Raw genomic sequence first — 12262 nt, 5'->3', positions numbered from 1 at the left:
TAAAAATTTACTGATTACACACTTATTTAGTACATTTGTTGCGATAATTAAAAACGAATTTATGGCAATTTCTTTAAAAGGAGATCAAGAAATAAGTAGTGTACCAACAACTAAAAGCAAAGCGCTTAGAATTAACTTAAACTCTGATATTTACGGTACTTTTGCCGAAATTGGAGCCGGACAAGAAACAGCGCGTAATTTTTTTAGATCTGGTGCTGCTTCTGGTACAATTGCAAAGGCAATGAGTGCATATGATAAAGATTTTTCTGATGCTATTTATGGTATCGAAGAAGATAAACGTTATGTTACTCAACCTCGTTTAAAGAAAATGTTACGTCATGAAATCGATTTAATGGAAGATCGATTAAGTAGATCTAAACATCCTGATAAATTATTTTTTAGTTATGCAAATACAGTAACAACTATAGATTTTGCAAAGAAATTTAAAGGTCATGGTTGGGTCGGAATCCGTTTTCAGTTAGATCCTTTAGAGGGATACAACGAAATTATTTTACACCTACGTTTTAAAGAAACAGACGCTCGTTTACAGCAAGAAACTTTAGGTATTTTAGGTGTAAACTTAATTTACGGTGCTTTTTACTTAAATGATAATCCGAAAGAATTGGTAAAATCTTTTTACCATAATTTAAGTAACGATCAATTAGAAATTGATATGATTAATTTCTCTGGACCACGTTTTATGTATGTTGATAACCGTTTAATGAGTTTACAATTACTTAAAAACGGAATGACAAATGCGGTAATGTTTGGCCCAGACGGAAACAACTTATTACCAGCACAAGTATTATACAAAAAGAATATTTTGGCCTTAAGAGGTAGCTTTAGACCAGTTACTAAGGTAAATATGGATATGTTTGAGAAGTCGAAAAAACTTTTCTTCGAAGAAAATAAAGTTGAAGAAAGTAAAACACAAGTTATTTTCGAAATTACATTAAGTAATTTAAGTGCTGAAGGTAAAATTAACGAAAGAGACTTTTTAGACAGAGCAGAACTACTTTGTTCACTCGGACAAAATGTAATGATTACTAGTTTTCAGCAATACTTTAAATTGGTAGAATACTTTAGTGAATTTACCAAAGAAAGAATGGGGTTAACTATGGGTGTTCAAAACTTAATTCAAATTTTTGATGAAAAGTACTACAGAAATTTAAGTGGTGGAATTTTAGAAGCATTTGGTAAACTTTTCTATAGAGATTTAAAAGTTTACATGTATCCTTATCACGATCAAGCATCAGGAGAATACATTACCAGCGAGAACTTAAAAGTGCACCCTAGAATGAAAGAATTATTTAAATTCTTTAAGCACAATGGTAAAGTTGTAGATATTGATGACTTTGATAAAGAAATTTTAGATATTTTTTCTCGTACAGTTTTAAAAATGATTTTAGACGGTAAAAAAGGTTGGGAAGAAATGTTACCAGAAGGTATTCCAGAAATAATTAAGCAAAAAAGATTGTTTGGTTACTCTAGATCTAGAATAGATAAATAATCTAGATTAAACCTTTTGTATAAAATTTTGTCTTACTAAAAAACAACCCAATTGAAAGACGAAATTGTTTTAATAGAACAACTTAAAAATGTTGCCACTAGAGAAGCTGCTTTTAGAGAGTTAATAAGACTCTACAAAGAGCGCTTGTATTGGCATATACGTAAAATTGTAGTTTCTCATGATGATGCAGACGACGTTTTACAAAACACATTTATAAAGGTTTACAAAAACATCGATAAGTTTAACCAAGAAAGCAAGTTGTTTTCTTGGATGTACAGAATTGCCACAAACGAATCTATTACATTTATTAATAAACGTGCAAAAGACAGAAATGTAGATATTTCTGAAATGCACGAACAATTAGCATCTAGTTTAGAAAGTGATGTGTATTTTTCTGGTGATGAAATTCAGATTATACTTCAAAGAGCAATTGCTACGCTACCACAAAAGCAGCAACTTGTATTTAACATGAAATATTTTGATGAAATTAAGTATAACGAAATGTCAGAAATTTTAGAAACTTCTGTAGGAGCTCTTAAATCTTCTTATTTTCATGCAGTTAAAAAAATAGAAAGCTATATAAAAAATCAAACAGATTAAACCTTTTGTAAATAATTGTGTCTAAAGAGTAATTATGGAAAACAAAATTAAACATAGCGAAGACTTTTTAAAATCGGTAATTAAAAAAAATACTGGTTTATCTGCTCCCAAAAATTATTTTGAGAATGCAGAAGATAAATTCTCTGCCTTTCTTAAAGAAGAAAAATTTCCGAAAGAAAATGGTTTTTCTATACCAGATAATTATTTTGACAAAGTAGAAGATTCAATAATAAACAAAGTAATTGTTTCTAAAAAAGGTAAAGTAATCTCTTTAAAAGATAAAATAATTAGGTTTATACCAATTGCAGCCGCCGCTTCTGTTGTTTTATTTTTAAGCATCAATTTTTATAATAATTTTAAAACTGATGAAATAAATTTTGACACTTTAGCTGAAGCAGATATAGAAAACTGGGTAATTGAAAATGCTAGTGATATTTCTGATGAAGATTTTGCAGCCTTAATTAATAATGAAGTAAATAACGAAAATGACTTTGCTTTTGCAAGTCTAAACAATACAGATATAGAAGATTACATTATAGATTCTGAAAACACATCTTTATTAAACGAAAACTATTAATAATGAAAAAATACATCTTACTTTTAACAATAATACTTACTTCTTTTAGCAGTATAGCACAACATACTAAAGAAAGTAGAAAAAAAATTAAAGCTTTAAAAACAGCTTATTTAACAGAAGAATTACAGCTTACTTCTAGCGAGGCAGAAAAATTTTGGCCTTTATACAACAAACACGAAGAAAAGATCGATTTTCTTAGAAATAAAGGACGTATAGAATACAAGAAAAAAATTAAAGAAGCAGGCGATTTAAGCAAATTAGAAGAATCTGATGCAAAAAAACTAGTTTTATTAAGACTAGAGTTAGAAAACGAAATGGCTTCAGAAAAAGAAGATTTTAACACTAAAGTTTCTAAGTTTTTATCTTATAGAAAAATAATGAAACTCCATATTTCTGAAAGAGAATTCGCTAGAAAGTTAATGAGAAAATATGGTAAAGGAAGAAGTAAAAAAGAATAATAAAAACTTTATATAAATTAAAAAGAGGCTTTAAAGCCTCTTTTTTTTATTTCTTAAGTAAATTCATACATATTAAAAGTTCTGGTTTATTTGCTGTAAAACCTCTTAACCAAATTACAAGTTCGTTAATTTCGTACGGCAATAGTCTATCTAAACTTTTTTGTAATTCTTTGCAAAAAAGATCTGAATTAAAGCTAACTTTTTTTAAAACCGTTTTCGTATATTCAAACATTGCTCTAGCCATAATTTAATAATATTTAAAGTTTTAACGTTAATAATTCATTTTTAGTATAACTAACCAAATTTAATAAAAAAACCATCAACAGAAATGTTGATGGTTGTTAAAAAATATCTAAAAAAATTAAGATTAAATCTTATTAATTTTAGCGATTAAATCGTTGGCTCTTGTTTCTAACTCTGCACTTACTTGCTTGTAATGTGCTTTTTTGTTTTCTACACCTTTTGCGTTAATTTTTCCAATTAAATCGTCAAAAGTGTTTATAGTTTCATCTATAACTGCCTCTACTTCTTTATTCTCTCCTTTAAGATCAACTTTTTCAGAAGCGTATCCAATAATATCTCCTAAAGTATAGTTAATATCTTTTTTTAAGTTTTTTATGCTTGCCATAATTTATTTATTTTAAAGATGCAAAGTTAATTGTTTTTATCTAATTGACTCTGAAATTCTTCAAAAAATAAACCAATATGATAACCATCTACCAGAGCATGATTTACAGAAATAGCAACAGGCATTTTTATTTGATTATTTTCTGTAAATGTTTTACCAAATGCTAGTTTAGGTATACTATCATTCTTAACGCCAGATACAGGTTCTTTTTGACTTGTAAAAGAAAACCACGGCAATGCAGAACAATAGATACAATCATCAGAATTTACCGGAGGAAACAATTCTTCTGAATTTAAAATTCTTTCCTTTTCCTTAAGAAAGTTATCGTTAAAATTTTTAAAAATTTCATCAAAATAAATATAAGAAAAACCAAATGTATGATCTTCTCTAGCTATTGTTGCAGATGCATTAATTACATCATGAATAGCAATTTTATCTTCTTGAATTCTATATTTAAAATTTTCAATAGAATTTAACGCAACTAAACATGCGTGCAAATACATTGCAAAAAAAGAAGCTTTTTTTTCTTTAGACAATTTTAAGGTATTTGTAACATCAACATTTACTGTAACCGAAAAAAAAGGATCTTCTAAACTTATAAAATGTTGAAAATGCTGTTTTCTGTTCCAAGAATCTATATCTAAATACTTCATAAAAAATTTTGTATGTCTGTAATTTTAGAAATTGTTTTATAGCTTGCATCGTTTTTTTCTTCGGATGTAACTTCTTCATGCGCCCAAGTTGTATGAAAAGGAATATGAATTGCAGATGCACCTATAGCAACTAAAGGCAAAACATCAGACTTTAAAGAATTACCAATCATTAACAATTCTGATGGTTCTACTTCTAGATGTTTCATCAATTTTAAATAATCTTTTTCTTTCTTATCGCTCATTACTTCAATATGATGAAAATATTTTAGCAGATTCGATTTTTCTAATTTTTTTTCTTGATCTAATAAATCACCTTTTGTAGCAACTATCAACTTATACTTGCCTTGTAAATTACTTAACACCTCTTCTACTCCGTCTAATAATTCTATAGGTTGTGCCAACATTTCTTTACCAATATCTAGTATTTTTTCGATTGTTTTTTGTGGCAACTTGTAATTAGATAATTCTAATGCACATTCTACCATCGATAAAACAAAGCCTTTTATGCCGTAACCATAAATTTCAAGATTTTTAATCTCTGTTTTAAAAAGCTCTTGATCTATTTTATTTTTAGTTTCGTATTTAGATATTAATTCAGCAAAAGTTTCTTCTGCTTCTCTAAAATAAGTTTCGTTTACCCACAGAGTATCATCAGCATCAAATGCGATTACTTTTATATTTTTAAACATATTATAAGTTTAAGTATTTTTTGGCTTTTTCTAAATCTTCTGGTGTATCTATACCAACCGCCTCTACAGAAGTTTCTAACATTTTTATTTTTTTACCAATTTCTTGGTATCGAATTGCTTCAATTTTTTCTGAAGCTTCTAAAGGTGTCATTGGGGTTTTATAAAAATCTAATAAAGCTTGTTTTCTAAATGCATAAACACCTTTATGTTTGTAATATTTTACATCTACTTCTTTATCTCTATGAAACGGAATAACACTTCTAGAAAAATAAATTGCTAAGTTATTTACATCTGTAATAACTTTTACATTATTAGGGTTTTCTATATCTTCTTTATTAGTAATCTGTACTTTTAAAGAAGCTAAATCTATTTCTTTTTTTGCATCATTTTTAAAAACCTCTACTAACTTAGATAAAGAAACTTTATCTATAAATGGTTCGTCTCCTTGCACATTAATTACAATATCTGCGTCTAAAAACTCTACAGCTTCTGCAATTCTGTCAGAGCCACATTCGTGCTCTTTTTTACTCATAATTACGTTACCGTTAGCATTAGAAATGTTTTCTTTAATTATATCTGAATCTGTGACTACATAAACCTCGTCAAATAAATTTGTATTTAAAGCAGCTTCGTATGTTCTTAAAATCACGGTTTTACCACCTAAATCTTTCATTAATTTACCCGGAAATCGAGAAGCACTATAGCGTGCAGGAATCATTGCAATTACTTTCATGAATAGCTTTTTGTATGCATCAAAGATAATATTTAAATGGATAGCGTTAAACTACACTGTACAATTTTTATAATTTTGAATGAACAAAAAAATTAATTATCATGAGAAGTATTTTGTGGCTTGTAGCCGTAGTTTTTATTATTATTTGGGCATTAGGTGTTTTAGGTATTGTGCCAGGAATTGCAACTAGCAGTTTAATACACACATTATTAGTAATTGCAGTTATTGTAATTCTTTATAATATTATTTCTGGTAGAAAACCATTGTAATGTCTCTTAATATATTATAAAAATTCGGTGAGAGTTTCAGAAGAAATTATGAATATAAAAACAAGATAAGATGACAACAGATAAAATTATTATTAAAAACGCATTGCTAATTACATTTTTAATTGGTGGATTTTTTCTACTGTGTAAATTAGTTGGCTTAGAAGAAAACCCATATTTAAGATTTTTAAATTTAGCATTTGTATTATTTGGTATATACTTAGCCATTAAAGAAAGTGTATACAAAAACAATGAAACTAAATACACTACAAATTTAGGTATTGGTATTAGAACTTCTGTTATTGCAGTAATTCTTTCTATTATTGGTGTTGTAATTTATGTACAATTTATAAATCCTGATTTTCTAACTGTAATGAACAACTCTTTTTTAATTGGTGGTAATTTAACGTTGCCAGAAGTAGTAATTACTTTATTAATAGAAGGTATGGCATCTTCATTCATAGGTTCTTTTATTATAATGCAGTTTTATAAAAACCACGACAAAGAGAATTTAAACAAATAAAAAAAACTCCCAATTGGGAGTTTTTTTTTGGAATATATTATTTTAAATTTTTATTCTGCTAATGCTTCATCTGTAGCAATTAGTGCAAAAAACTTATCTAAATTTGGTAGAATTACAATTCTAGTTCTTCTATTTTTCGCTCTATTTTCTCGTGTATTATTTTCTACTAAAGGCATTGTAGAACCTCTACCAGATGCAATTAATCTGCTACCATCTACATTGTATTTATTTTCTAATAATCTTACAATTGACGTAGATCTTTTAACACTCAAATCCCAATTATCTTGCACAGAAGCATTGTTGATAGTTCTTGAGTCTGTATGACCTTCTATCATCACATCCATACTTGGTTCAGAATTTATAACATTAGCCAACTTTTCTACTAAACTATAAGCTCCTTTTTTTACTCTATAACTTGCCGTATTAAATAACAATTTATCAGAAACAGAAATCATTACAACTGTTTGGTCGATATCTATATTTATATCATCAGAATTATTAAGATCAGAAGTATTCATCTTATTCTTTAAATTATAAGATATCGCTAGGTTTAAAGAATCTTTTAGAGTCTTAGCCTCTGCTAAATCTGCTGCATCTACTTTTGCTAGCGTTTCTCTCATTCTTTCTCTAGTCTTATTAGATATTACGGCTGTATTACCAACCATATCTAATTTGATGTCATTTTCATTTTTCAAAGTAACGTTGTCACTTTTTAAAGAGTTAATTTTATCGTTATAATTAGCTACTCTTTTTTCAATTTTAGCAAATTTACCTTCTAAAGCTTCTTTTTCTAAAGTAGTTTTTTGAAGATTTCCTTTAGTGTCTATATATTGACTTTCTAAAGCAGCATATTTCTTTTTAGACACACATGATGTTGCCAATAAAGACAATGCTACAAAGGGAATAATAAGTTTTTTCATAATTTTAAGTTTTATTAATAGTTATCTTTTAAAACCTACATTTTTTCGAATTAGTATAACCCTAACTGTATTTTATAACTTTTTAACTTAAAATGTTAAAAAAACCATAATAACTTAATATTATGGTTTTTTAGAAAAATTAAAATGTATGTAAGTATTTATTTAAGCGAACTTAAACTACTCTTTATAGTTTCTATTTTAGCAATAGTATCTGCTTCTTTTTTACGTTCTAAAGCAATTACTTGTTCTGGTGCATTTGCCACAAAACGTTCGTTAGAAAGCTTTTTGTTAATACCAAACAAGAAACCTTCTGCTCTTTTTAATTCTGTTTCTAACTTTTTAATTTCGGCTTCTACATCTATATTTTCTATAGAAATTGGCACAAAATATTCATTTGATTTTACTCTAAATGAAGCGCCATCTACTTTTTCTGAAACATAGTTTATTACTGATGTATTTGTTAATTTCTGAATAACAGCATCAAAATCTTTAGAACTTTTATCATTATCAATTACAAATAATTCAACCGCATCTTTAAATGAAATGTTCTTATCTTTTCTAATAGTTCTAATTCCTGAAACTACATCTGTAGCAAAATCGAAATTGGTAATTATTTGCGTATCAAACTCTTTAATTGTAGGATATTTAGCAATAACCAATGCTTCTTCTGATGATCTTTCTGTAATATGTTGCCAAATTTCTTCTGTTAAAAATGGCATAAACGGATGCAATACTTTTAAGTTATTTTCTAAAACTTCTATAATTGCATCAAACGTAGTTTTGTCTATTGGTTTCTGATATGCAGGTTTTACAATTTCTAATAACCATGAAGAAAAATCATCATTAATTAGCTTGTAAATTGCCATTAAAGCATCAGACAAACGATATTTAGAAAAATGATCTTCTATTTCTGCCAATGTTTTTTGAAACTTAGCTTCATACCATTTTAAACCAATTTTAGAAGTTTCTGGTTGATGTAAACTTGCATCTACTTCCCAACCTTTTATCAAACGGAAAGCATTCCAAATTTTATTTGCAAACCCTTTTCCTTGCTGACATAAATCTTCATCAAACATTAAATCGTTACCTGCTGCAGAACTTAATAAAAGTCCAACTCTTACTCCGTCTGCGCCATAATCATCAATTAATTTAAGTGCATCTGGTGAATTACCTAAAGATTTAGACATTTTACGTCTTTGTTTATCTCTAACTAACCCTGTTAAATATACGTTATTAAAAGGTTTTTGATCTTTATATTCATAACCTGCAACAATCATTCTTGCCACCCAGAAAAATAAAATATCCGGACCAGTAACTAAATCGTTTGTTGGGTAATAATATTTAATTTCTTCGTTCTCTGGATTTCTAATTCCGTCAAAAACAGACATTGGCCACAACCAAGAAGAGAACCAAGTATCTAAAGCATCTTCATCTTGTTTTAAATCGGACGCAGACAAAGAAGCATTTCCTGTTTTTTCTTTTGCTAAAACTAAAGCATCTTCAATATTTTCTGCAACAACAAAATCTTCTTTTCCATCTCCGTAGAAAAAAGCAGGAATTTGTTGTCCCCACCAAAGTTGACGAGAAATATTCCAATCGCGCACATTTTCCATCCAATGACGATACGTGTTTTCGAATTTCTTAGGATATAAGTTGATATCAGTATCATCACCTAAAACTGCCTTAATTGCAGGTTTAGCCAATTCTTCCATCTTTAAAAACCATTGGTCAGACAATCTAGGTTCAATAACCGCTTTTGTTCTTTCTGATGTACCAACTTTGTTTGTATGAACTTCAGTTTTTACTAAAATTCCTTTTTCTGATAATTCTTGAGCAATTTCTTTACGAACGACAAATCTATCTTTTCCTTGGTAATGTAATCCGAAGGAATTTAAAGAAGCATCATCATTAAAAATATCGATTACTTCTAGATTGTGTTTATCACCTAAATTCTTATCATTTTCATCGTGTGCAGGCGTAACTTTTAAACAACCTGTACCAAATTCTAAATCTACATATTCATCTTCTATAATCGGAATAATTCTTCCGCATAGCGGCACAATTGCTTTTTTACCTTTTAAGTGTGTAAAACGCTCGTCATTTGGGTTGATACAAATTGCAGTATCACCAAAAATAGTTTCTGGTCTTGTTGTTGCAATTGTTAAAGTGTCATCAGAACCTTCTATTTTGTATTCTAAATAATACAAATTCCCTTGTCTTTCTTCGTGTATTACTTCTTCATCAGAAAGTGTTGTTTTGGCTTCCGGATCCCAGTTTACCATTCTGTAACCTCTGTAAATTAAACCTTTGTTGTATAAATCAACAAAAACTTTAATCACAGATTCAGACATCTCTGGATCCATTGTAAACGCAGTTCTTTCCCAATCACAAGAAGCACCTAACTTCTTTAATTGTTCTAAAATAATTCCTCCATATTCATCTTTCCAATCAAAAGCATGTTGTAAGAATTCTTCACGAGTTAAATCGCTTTTTTTAATTCCTTGCTCTTTTAATTTAGCAACAACTTTTGCTTCTGTTGCAATAGATGCATGATCTGTACCAGGTACCCAACAAGCATTTTTACCTAATAAACGTGCACGTCTAATTAAAACATCTTGTATTGTATTATTTAGCATGTGCCCCATATGTAATACTCCGGTTACGTTTGGTGGCGGAATCACGATTGTGTAAGGCTCTCTTTCATCTGGCGTTGAATGAAAATAATTATTTTTCATCCAGTAATCGTACCATTTATCTTCTACTTGTTTTGCATCGTATTTAGATGGAATTGTCATACTTTGGTATCCTTTTTGATATATAATTCACAAAAATACAATTATCTATTTTGTAGAGAAAATTAGTAGTTGATTTTTTAAAACAAATTATAAAGCTTAATTTTACACTTTAAAATATTAAATATGAAACTTTTAACAACCTTTATCTTATTTTTATTTGTCTCTTTTTCTATAAACTCACAAGAATTTAAGTTTGAAACAGAGTCTATTAACTATGGTAAAGTTAGTAAAGGAGCTAACGGAGAGCGAGTTTTTGTATTTACTAATATTGGCGATGCACCCTTAATTATTAAGAACATACAATCTTCTTGTGGTTGCACTGTGCCTAAAAAACCAGAAAAACCAATTATGCCGGGTGAAAAAGGAGAAATTAAAGTTTCTTATGATACAAAAAGAGTTGGTGGTTTTTCTAAACAAATTACAATTTTCTCTAATGCAAAAACTGCTAGAAAAACTTTAAAAATTAGAGGTTTTGTAGATAAAAAAGAGTTCTTAGAAAAAAAGAAAAGCATGCTTTCTGGTAGTTAGATTCTTTTTTCTAATCGAAATTGAAATGTTTTTTTAGAACCGTATCTTAGAACTGTAATTGTAATTTTTTTATTAGCTCTTTCTTGCATTTTACTTACAATTTCATTTAGTTTATATGAGTGAACGGGTTTTCTATTAATACTAGAAAGAATATCACCTGGTTGCAAACCTGCCCTATCTGCTGGCGAGTTTTTTACAACATTTTTAATAATATAAGAAGGCTTAAATTTATACGTGTAATTGGCTACAAAAGAAATTGTATTATTTGTTTGAATATCGTTATTAAAAGAGTCTGAAACAGGTTTAATAATTTCTTCTTTAACTAACTGCTTACCATTATAAACAATATCTAAACCACTCATATTATAATTAAAATCACTTTTAAAAGAAGCGTTTTTTCTAAGCGTAATTTTTTTCTTTGGGTAATCTATCCAAACCATAAACCTCTTTAAAATATTACCACCAATACTGCCATTTCTTTCTTTTAACATACTTGCATTTTGTGTAGAAAGAGAATCTAGAAAAGATACCGTAGGGCTTTTAATTTCATATTTACCAATTATTAGTTTTGGTATTCTACTTCTGTTACCATAAATAGACCCGCTTAAACCTTCACCTAACAAATCATTAAAGTATTTTAAAGGTGTTTTTATTTCGGCTTTAGAGTTTTCGAAAAGCCATATTGCATCGCTTCCTCCAGAATCTACCAACATTTTAACAGGAGTTTGAACATTGTTAACTGTATCTAATTGCACATCAACCTCAACAAATGGTTTTTTTCTATAAAATTGTATGGGCAAAACTTCGCACTTTTTACATCGTTTATATTTAAACGAGTCTGGATTATAAAAGTCTATTTTTTTAGTTTTGTAATTTATTCTCACTACAAAATCTTTTAATAAATTATAGCCTATTATACCGTGTATTGTAGTTCCCATTTTACTAGATAAATCAAAAAAATCTTTTAAAATAACATAAACAGATTCATTATTACCAATCGCATTTTTAACTTGTAATTTATTATTTCTAGAAATAATAGCTTCTACAGATTCTCCGTCACCCAACCCTCTTAAAGATACTTTTTCTGGATTTAGCAGACCAATACTATCATTTTCTGAAAGATTAAAAATTATGGTTTTATTTACTCCAGTATCAAGAATAAAACTCATTTTCTTGTTATTGATATACACCGGAATTACAACCAAATTATTTATTAATTCAAAAGAAAGACGTTGTTTTTTTTGAGACGTATTTTTAAACCGAAATCCGTTTTGAGAATGACAAGTAAAACTCAAAAAAAATAAAATAAGAATTATTAAAAGCGAATTATTATTCAAGTTATTTTAGTTTAGGTATTTATAAAAATACAACATTTTTTTTGC

General features: G+C 28.3%; 15 protein-coding genes. 7 read left to right on the top strand and 8 right to left on the bottom strand.

Translation table 11 applies throughout. From position 1 onward, the window contains the following. Positions 1 to 61 precede the first annotated feature (61 nt). The 4 genes from B5464_RS12095 to B5464_RS12080 are packed head-to-tail and all read left to right on the top strand — an operon-like array spanning position 62 to position 3145. Positions 62 to 1510 carry a nicotinate-nucleotide adenylyltransferase gene (locus tag B5464_RS12095; RefSeq protein ID WP_077808980.1) on the top strand — a complete coding sequence of 483 codons (1449 nt, stop codon included), beginning with the start codon at positions 62 to 64 and terminating at the stop codon, positions 1508 to 1510. Between the two features lie 51 nt (positions 1511 to 1561). After that, positions 1562 to 2110 (top strand): RNA polymerase sigma factor, encoded by a 549-nt coding sequence (locus tag B5464_RS12090; RefSeq protein WP_079738569.1) that lies wholly within the window; start codon positions 1562 to 1564, stop codon positions 2108 to 2110. 34 nt (positions 2111 to 2144) lie between these two features. Beyond that, positions 2145 to 2687, top strand: coding sequence for a hypothetical protein (locus tag B5464_RS12085; protein ID WP_079738568.1), 543 nt, complete (start codon positions 2145 to 2147; stop codon positions 2685 to 2687). Between the two features lie 2 nt (positions 2688 to 2689). Next, positions 2690 to 3145 carry a hypothetical protein gene (locus B5464_RS12080; protein WP_077808977.1) on the top strand — a complete coding sequence of 152 codons (456 nt, stop codon included), beginning with the start codon at positions 2690 to 2692 and terminating at the stop codon, positions 3143 to 3145. A gap of 46 nt (positions 3146 to 3191) precedes the next feature. On the opposite strand, the gene B5464_RS14520 is transcribed toward B5464_RS12080, so the two are convergent. From B5464_RS14520 to kdsB, 5 genes are all read right to left on the bottom strand, one after another. After that, complete coding sequence (locus B5464_RS14520; RefSeq protein WP_077808976.1) at positions 3192 to 3389, bottom strand: hypothetical protein; 198 nt, start codon at positions 3387 to 3389, stop codon at positions 3192 to 3194. Positions 3390 to 3512: 123 nt separating this feature from the next. Then, complete coding sequence (locus tag B5464_RS12070; protein ID WP_079738567.1) at positions 3513 to 3773, bottom strand: hypothetical protein; 261 nt, start codon at positions 3771 to 3773, stop codon at positions 3513 to 3515. A 26-nt stretch (positions 3774 to 3799) separates the two neighbouring features. Continuing rightward, positions 3800 to 4426 carry a chloramphenicol acetyltransferase gene (locus B5464_RS12065; protein WP_079738566.1) on the bottom strand — a complete coding sequence of 209 codons (627 nt, stop codon included), beginning with the start codon at positions 4424 to 4426 and terminating at the stop codon, positions 3800 to 3802. Beyond that, positions 4423 to 5115 (bottom strand): HAD family hydrolase, encoded by a 693-nt coding sequence (locus B5464_RS12060; RefSeq protein WP_079738565.1) that lies wholly within the window; start codon positions 5113 to 5115, stop codon positions 4423 to 4425. The genes B5464_RS12065 and B5464_RS12060 overlap by 4 nt, the downstream gene beginning before the upstream one ends. A gap of 1 nt (position 5116) precedes the next feature. Beyond that, the gene (kdsB, locus tag B5464_RS12055) at positions 5117 to 5848 is read right to left on the bottom strand and encodes a 3-deoxy-manno-octulosonate cytidylyltransferase (protein WP_079738564.1); all 732 of its coding nucleotides are present in this window, start codon (positions 5846 to 5848) and stop codon (positions 5117 to 5119) included. A 101-nt stretch (positions 5849 to 5949) separates the two neighbouring features. Here kdsB and B5464_RS14375 point away from each other — a divergent pair, with 101 nt between their 5' ends. Together B5464_RS14375 and B5464_RS12050 are read left to right on the top strand one after the other, a co-directional pair. Continuing rightward, positions 5950 to 6117, top strand: coding sequence for a lmo0937 family membrane protein (locus B5464_RS14375; protein ID WP_149025846.1), 168 nt, complete (start codon positions 5950 to 5952; stop codon positions 6115 to 6117). Positions 6118 to 6187: 70 nt separating this feature from the next. Then, positions 6188 to 6637, top strand: a complete 450-nt coding sequence (locus B5464_RS12050) for a DUF4199 domain-containing protein (protein WP_077811330.1) — start codon at positions 6188 to 6190, stop codon at positions 6635 to 6637. Between the two features lie 50 nt (positions 6638 to 6687). Here B5464_RS12050 and B5464_RS12045 read toward each other — a convergent pair whose 3' ends face one another. Both B5464_RS12045 and B5464_RS12040 read right to left on the bottom strand, forming a co-directional pair. Further along, the gene (locus tag B5464_RS12045) at positions 6688 to 7557 is read right to left on the bottom strand and encodes an OmpA family protein (protein WP_079738563.1); all 870 of its coding nucleotides are present in this window, start codon (positions 7555 to 7557) and stop codon (positions 6688 to 6690) included. A 158-nt stretch (positions 7558 to 7715) separates the two neighbouring features. Beyond that, a complete protein-coding gene (locus B5464_RS12040) occupies positions 7716 to 10352 on the bottom strand; it encodes a valine--tRNA ligase (protein WP_079738562.1) in 2637 nt (878 codons plus the stop codon). A gap of 123 nt (positions 10353 to 10475) precedes the next feature. Here B5464_RS12040 and B5464_RS12035 point away from each other — a divergent pair, with 123 nt between their 5' ends. Further along, complete coding sequence (locus B5464_RS12035; protein WP_079738561.1) at positions 10476 to 10880, top strand: DUF1573 domain-containing protein; 405 nt, start codon at positions 10476 to 10478, stop codon at positions 10878 to 10880. On the opposite strand, the gene B5464_RS12030 is transcribed toward B5464_RS12035, so the two are convergent. Further along, the gene (locus B5464_RS12030; protein WP_302849544.1) at positions 10877 to 12175 is read right to left on the bottom strand and encodes an aspartyl protease family protein; all 1299 of its coding nucleotides are present in this window, start codon (positions 12173 to 12175) and stop codon (positions 10877 to 10879) included. The genes B5464_RS12035 and B5464_RS12030 overlap by 4 nt on opposite strands. Positions 12176 to 12262 lie beyond the last annotated feature (87 nt).

The organism is Polaribacter sp. KT 15 (genome assembly GCF_900143115.1).
In the GTDB taxonomy this organism is placed as follows: domain Bacteria; phylum Bacteroidota; class Bacteroidia; order Flavobacteriales; family Flavobacteriaceae; genus Polaribacter; species Polaribacter marinaquae.
Note: the sequence above shows the minus strand (reverse complement) of the source record. Positions and strands in the feature narration are given on the sequence as shown.

Bases quoted from the DNA above. Each gene is read 5' to 3' on its own strand.
- B5464_RS12045 (WP_079738563.1), bottom strand. From the start codon at position 7,557: ATGAAAAAACTTATTATTCCCTTTGTAGCATTGTCTTTATTGGCAACA.
- B5464_RS12050 (WP_077811330.1), top strand. From the start codon at position 6,188: ATGACAACAGATAAAATTATTATTAAAAACGCATTGCTAATTACATTT.
- B5464_RS12095 (WP_077808980.1), top strand. From the start codon at position 62: ATGGCAATTTCTTTAAAAGGAGATCAAGAAATAAGTAGTGTACCAACA.
- B5464_RS12080 (WP_077808977.1), top strand. From the start codon at position 2,690: ATGAAAAAATACATCTTACTTTTAACAATAATACTTACTTCTTTTAGC.
- B5464_RS12065 (WP_079738566.1), bottom strand. From the start codon at position 4,426: ATGAAGTATTTAGATATAGATTCTTGGAACAGAAAACAGCATTTTCAA.
- B5464_RS12035 (WP_079738561.1), top strand. From the start codon at position 10,476: ATGAAACTTTTAACAACCTTTATCTTATTTTTATTTGTCTCTTTTTCT.
- B5464_RS14375 (WP_149025846.1), top strand. From the start codon at position 5,950: ATGAGAAGTATTTTGTGGCTTGTAGCCGTAGTTTTTATTATTATTTGG.
- B5464_RS12070 (WP_079738567.1), bottom strand. From the start codon at position 3,773: ATGGCAAGCATAAAAAACTTAAAAAAAGATATTAACTATACTTTAGGA.
- B5464_RS12085 (WP_079738568.1), top strand. From the start codon at position 2,145: ATGGAAAACAAAATTAAACATAGCGAAGACTTTTTAAAATCGGTAATT.
- B5464_RS14520 (WP_077808976.1), bottom strand. From the start codon at position 3,389: ATGGCTAGAGCAATGTTTGAATATACGAAAACGGTTTTAAAAAAAGTT.
- B5464_RS12060 (WP_079738565.1), bottom strand. From the start codon at position 5,115: ATGTTTAAAAATATAAAAGTAATCGCATTTGATGCTGATGATACTCTG.
- kdsB (WP_079738564.1), bottom strand. From the start codon at position 5,848: ATGAAAGTAATTGCAATGATTCCTGCACGCTATAGTGCTTCTCGATTT.
- B5464_RS12040 (WP_079738562.1), bottom strand. From the start codon at position 10,352: ATGACAATTCCATCTAAATACGATGCAAAACAAGTAGAAGATAAATGG.